The organism is Terrisporobacter muris, assembly GCF_024621905.1.
GTDB classification, from domain to species: domain Bacteria; phylum Bacillota; class Clostridia; order Peptostreptococcales; family Peptostreptococcaceae; genus Terrisporobacter; species Terrisporobacter muris.
Genome location: NZ_JANKBY010000238.1, coordinates 1 through 5737 on the forward strand (window position 1 = coordinate 1; position 5737 = coordinate 5737).

Here is a 5737-nt window from a genome sequence, read left to right on the forward strand (position 1 = left end):
ATTTATATAAAAATAAAATAATATATGGTGTAATTATTCTGAGATTATATTATAATTACAGATGATAATACATGTTAAATGCAAATATATTTTCAAATGAAATAATTATATTCAAATGTATATAACTTGTAGACAACTTAATATCAAATGTTTTACAAAATATTATATTTAGGGGTGGATAGTATATGAGTATAGCAAGTAGGGTATCTGCACTTAGAAAAATAATGGAAGAGAGAAACATTGATGCTTACATTATTCCTTCTGCAGACAATCATCAAAGTGAGTATGTTGGGGAACATTTCAAATCTAGACAATTTATTTCGGGTTTTAAAGGTTCAGCAGGAACTGTAGTAATAACTAAGGAAAAAGCAGGGTTGTGGACAGATGGAAGATACTTTATACAAGCTGAAAAAGAGCTATCAGGAAGCGGTATTGATTTATTCAAAATGGGTGAAGAAGACGTACCAACTGTTAATGAGTTTGTAATAGAAAATATGCCGAAAAATGGTATATTAGGATTTGATGGCAGATTAATATCAGCAGGTGAAGGTTTAGAACTTAAAGCAGAGTTAGAAAAGAAAAACGTTATTATTAAATATGATGAAGATCTTATTGATTCTGTATGGGAAGATAGACCTAGCCTATCTGAAGAAAAAGCTTTTGTACTAGAAGAAAAATATGCTGGAGAGAGCTTCCAATCAAAAATAAATAGAATAAGAAATGTAATGAAAGAAAATAGTGCAACAATTCATGTAGTTACAACGTTAGACGAAGTAGCCTGGATATTTAATATAAGAGGAAATGATGTAAGTTATACACCAGTAGTACTTGCTTATGCGGCTATAACTCTTGATAATGCTTATTTATTTATTGATGAGAAAAAACTTGATGATGATATAAAATTAGAATTCAATAAATCTAATATAGAAATAAGACCATATAATGATGTTTATGATTTTATAAAAAAATTAGATGATAAAGAAGTTATAATGTTAGATACAGAGAGAGTAAACTATTCTCTATATAATAATATTTCAGAAAACATTAAAAAAATAGAAATAGAAAACCCTGCAGTTTTAATGAAAGCAATAAAAAATAAAACTGAGTTAAATAATATGAAAAAAGCATATATAAAAGATGGTATAGCTTGTACTAAATTTATGTATTGGTTAAAAACTAATGTAGGAAAAATCAAGATTAGTGAACTTAGTGCATCAGAAAAATTATTACAACTTAGAAAAGAACAAGAAGGTTTTTTTGATTTGAGTTTTGAAACTATAGCAGGTTATAAAGAACATGCTGCAATGATGCATTATGCCGCAACTGAAGAAAGTGACTATGAAATAGACGCAGAGCACATGTTTTTAGTAGATTCTGGAGGACATTATTTAGAAGGAACTACTGATATTACAAGAACTTACATATTGGGAGAGATAGACGATGAGCTGAAGACTCACTACACTGCAGTAGCAAGAGGTATGATAAATCTGTCTATGGCGAAGTTCTTATATGGATGCAGAGGATACAACTTAGATATACTTGCAAGAGGTCCAATGTGGGATATGGGAATTGATTACAAATGCGGAACAGGTCATGGTGTAGGATATATGTTAAGCGTACATGAAGGGCCAAGTGGATTTAGATGGTATATAGTACCATCTAAACATGAAACCACTCCATTTGAAGAAGGGATGGTTATAACAAATGAACCAGGAATATATATGGAAGGCTCTCATGGAATTCGTATAGAAAATCAATTAGTTGTTAAAAAACTAGAGAAAAATATAAATGGACAATTTATGGCATTTGATACAATAACTATGTGTCCAATAGATTTAGATGGAATTAATCCAAGTTTAATGACTGAAAGAGAAAAATCATTTTTAAATGACTATCATAAGAATGTATATGAAACAATCAGTCCTTATTTAAGTGATGAGGAAAGAAGCTGGTTAAAAGAATATACAAGAGAAATATAATATTTAGTTATTATTGTGGAAAATGGCAATAAAATATAATACAAAAGTTTGAGGCCAAATTAGGGAGTTTGTAACTAATAAAGATGTAAGATTATATCTTTATTAGTTATCATAAAACTGTGTATGACGTAATCAGCCATATTTATTAACAGCTTAGGAAATGACTGATTAGAAAAGATACACAAGAAATACATTATATATGGGGGACAACATGGAAAACACAGTTAAATCAAAAAAGAGACCTTTAGCTTTCTACCTATGTTCAAGCACTTTCTCATTTGAAAGAGCTGCATATTATGGAAGTAAAGGAATATTATTATTATTTATTGCGGCAAGTGTTGCAACAGGTGGATTAGGGCTTACATCAGACCAAGCAGCTTTAGCAGTTGCTAATTTAGTTGCATTCACTTATTTAGCACCAATATTTGGTGGTATGATTTGTGATAGATGGATAGGAGCTAGATACGCTATACCAGCAGGAATGTTAATAATGGGTGCTGGTTATTTTATAGGAGCTAATGCTACAGATATAACAGGAATCAATATAATGATAGCTTTAGTTGCTTTAGGTACAGGTTTATTTAAAGGTAATTTATCTGCATTAACAGGTACTTTATTTGCTGATCAAGATCAACTTGATTCAGCATTCTCAACACAGTATAGTTTTATAAATACAGGTAGTTTCTTTGGAACAACTTTCTTTGGGTTTGCTTATATGTACTTATTTAATAAAGGAAAAGTTTTAGGATTTACAGCATGCTTTAAATTCTCAGCTGTTATAATGATAGTAGGAGCAATAATATTTGTTTTAGGGTGGAAGTTTTTAGGTGAACATGGTAAAAAACCATTCTTAGCTGGCCAAGAAAAAAATGATAATGCTGAAAATGATACAAAATCACCATTAACTATAATAGAAAAGAAAAGAATTATGGCTATAGTTTTAGTTTCTACTTTCTCGGTAATATTCTGGTTATTCTGGTATGTTACTTATTTAGCAGTTTATGATTATGGTGGAGCTTTTGTAGATATGTCTATAGGAAACTTTGAAGTACCTTTATTATGGTTTGATTCAGAAAATGCATTATTATGCATACTTCTTGGGCCAATCTTAGGTTCTTTATGGTATAAATTATCTCAAAGACCACAAGGAGACTTATCTCTATTTAAGAAAACGGGTATAGGATTAGCATTCCTAGGAGTTGCATTTTTAATGTTAGTTGGGGCTGAATTTACAAGAGGTATAGGTGCTCCAGAGACAGCGAAGGCTTCTATAGGATGGATAATAGCATTTGGATTCTTCTTAAGTTTAGGAGAAATGTGTTTCTCTCCACTTGGGAATTCATTTGTAAGTAAATACGCTCCAAAGAAATACTTAGCAGTATTAATGGGAGTTTGGACTTTTGCTACTTTTATAGCTGGTAAAACTCATGGAGCTATATACAACTTTACTAAACAATTCGATATGATAATAGTTTACACTGTAATACCAGTAATCTTATTTGTTTGTGCAGTATCATTATTTGCATTAGATAAAAAATTAAGTACATTAGTTGCTGATGATGATAGTGAAGATGCTGACAAAATGGCAGTTTAATATTGTCGTAGATTGATATGAAATAAATACTTAACTGGGTTCTGAGCTGTTACAGAGCCCAGTTTTTGTTTTATTAATATATATTTATAAGGAGAGTAATAATATGAGAGCATATGAAAGAATGTTGAACTATGTAAAAGTTTGGACTACTAGTGATAGTAGTAGCGATGCTGTGCCTTCTACTTCTCGTCAATTTGATTTAGCTAAGCTATTAGTTGAAGAAATGAAAGAGTTAGGAATAGAAGATGCTCACGTAGACGATAAAAGTTATGTCTATGGAACTTTAGCTGCAACAAAAGGATATGAAGATAAAGCTAAACTAGGGTTTATAGCTCACTTAGATACCTCAGAAGATATAAGTGGACAAAATGTTAATCCACAAATTATAGAAAATTATAATGGCGAAGATATAGTTTTAGGGGATAGTGGAAGAGTTATAAGAGTTTGTGATTTTCCACATTTAAAAAGTTTTAAAGGAAGAACTTTGATAACTACAGACGGAACAACTTTACTTGGTGCAGATGATAAAGCAGGTATAGCAGAAATAATGACTGTTATAGAAAGAATACAAAAAGAAAATATACCTCATGGCAAAATATGTATAGGATTTAATCCAGATGAAGAAATAGGAGCTGGAGCTCATAATTTTGATGTTGAAAAATTTGGTGCTGACTTCGCATACACTTTAGATGGATGGCTAGAAGGACAAATAGAGTATGAAAACTTTAATGCATCTTCTGCAACATTTGAGATAAAAGGTATAAATGTTCATCCAGGTAGTGCTAAAGACATAATGGTTAATTCTCAACTATTAGCAATGGAGATAAACTCGATGTTACCAAAAGAAACTCCAGCTACTACTGAAGGGTATGAAGGATTCTATCATTTAATGGAGACAACAGGTTCAGTAGAATACTCAAAACTTGTTTATATAGTAAGAGATCATGATGCAGACAAATTTGCTGCAAGAAATGAATTCTTAGAGAATATAGCGAGAACTATGAATGAAAAATATGGTGAAGGTGTAGTAACTCTTACTATAAAACAACAATATAGAAATATGAAAGAACAAATAGAGCCATGTATGCATTTAATAGATAATGCTAAAAAGGCAATAAAAGCAGTAGGATTAGAGCCAACTGTAGATGCTATACGTGGAGGAACTGATGGGGCTCAACTTAGTTTCAAAGGACTTCCTTGCCCAAACTTAGGAACTGGTGGAGCTGCTTATCATGGAGCTTGCGAACATATAAGTGTGGAAGGTATGGATAAAGTTGTTGATATAGCTGTTGAGCTAGTTAAGATATATGCTCAAATGTAATATATTATAAATTATAAGGAAACTGATCTAAAATAAGATCAGTTTTTTTACATGCTATTACATTATAATATTCTTACAGTTGTGGATAAGCTATATAATTAAGGAATATCAACAACTATAAAATTGTAAAAAATTACTTTTGAACAACGGAGTTGCCTGAAGTGGTAACGAAATGATTCGCCAACACATTGCTCAAAGGCATTTCGTTGGCGATACGAGTGAAGCGAATTTTTTATTTAAATTAGTAATTTTATATTAATCATTTATATAGATAAAAATTAAAGTGATTCATTTGTTTTTGAATATTGCAATATTGCTATCCCATTCTCTATTATGTAAGAATCAAGATGTAAGTCTATTTTAGGATTATTTTCAAGGAATAGAGGTATGCCTTTGCCTAAAATTGTAGGTATTATTCCAACTATAAATTGATCTATAATATCAGCTTTAAGAAAGTTATCTACTAAACCTCCTCCACCGAATAAGAATATGTTTTTACCTTCATTTTTAAATTTTAGTATTGTTTCGCATAAATTATCATTTATAAAATGATAATTTTCATAGTCATCCATTGTTTTTGATGTGGCTATATATACTGGCTTTTCTTTGTAATCTTTATGAAAGCCCTGATCATAGCAATTTTTACCCATTACTATAACATCGATATCCTCTAAAAAGTTTCCAAAGTCCCATTTATTATTAGTATTTAACGAATTGTCATCATTTCCAACTATCCAGTCGAATCCTCCGTTTTCGTCAGCTATATATCCGTCTATACTTATTGCTAAATTTAATATTACTTTTCCGTCCATAACATACATCCTTTCATTTTTAATTAAGTTT

General features: G+C 30.6%; 4 protein-coding genes. 3 read left to right on the top strand and 1 reads right to left on the bottom strand.

Annotated features, from left to right (window positions below; all coding sequences use genetic code 11):
• Positions 1 to 185 precede the first annotated feature (185 nt).
• The 3 genes from NSA58_RS14780 to pepT all read left to right on the top strand — a co-directional run bounded on the left by NSA58_RS14780 (position 186) and on the right by pepT (position 4894).
• On the top strand, positions 186 to 1979 hold the full coding sequence (locus NSA58_RS14780; RefSeq protein WP_074429125.1) for an aminopeptidase P family protein: 1794 nt from the start codon (positions 186 to 188) through the stop codon (positions 1977 to 1979).
• A 211-nt stretch (positions 1980 to 2190) separates the two neighbouring features.
• The gene (locus NSA58_RS14785) at positions 2191 to 3573 is read left to right on the top strand and encodes a peptide MFS transporter (RefSeq protein ID WP_039680619.1); all 1383 of its coding nucleotides are present in this window, start codon (positions 2191 to 2193) and stop codon (positions 3571 to 3573) included.
• A gap of 103 nt (positions 3574 to 3676) precedes the next feature.
• Positions 3677 to 4894, top strand: coding sequence for a peptidase T (pepT, locus tag NSA58_RS14790; protein WP_039680620.1), 1218 nt, complete (start codon positions 3677 to 3679; stop codon positions 4892 to 4894).
• A gap of 278 nt (positions 4895 to 5172) precedes the next feature.
• Here pepT and NSA58_RS14795 read toward each other — a convergent pair.
• On the bottom strand, positions 5173 to 5737 hold a 565-nt coding region (locus tag NSA58_RS14795; protein ID WP_330652582.1), incomplete at its 5' end, for a dihydrofolate reductase family protein.

What these genes read in the sequence shown, in the direction of transcription:
- pepT (WP_039680620.1), top strand. Translation starts at nt 3,677, where the DNA reads ATGAGAGCATATGAAAGAATGTTGAACTATGTAAAAGTTTGGACTACT.
- NSA58_RS14785 (WP_039680619.1), top strand. Translation starts at nt 2,191, where the DNA reads ATGGAAAACACAGTTAAATCAAAAAAGAGACCTTTAGCTTTCTACCTA.
- NSA58_RS14780 (WP_074429125.1), top strand. Translation starts at nt 186, where the DNA reads ATGAGTATAGCAAGTAGGGTATCTGCACTTAGAAAAATAATGGAAGAG.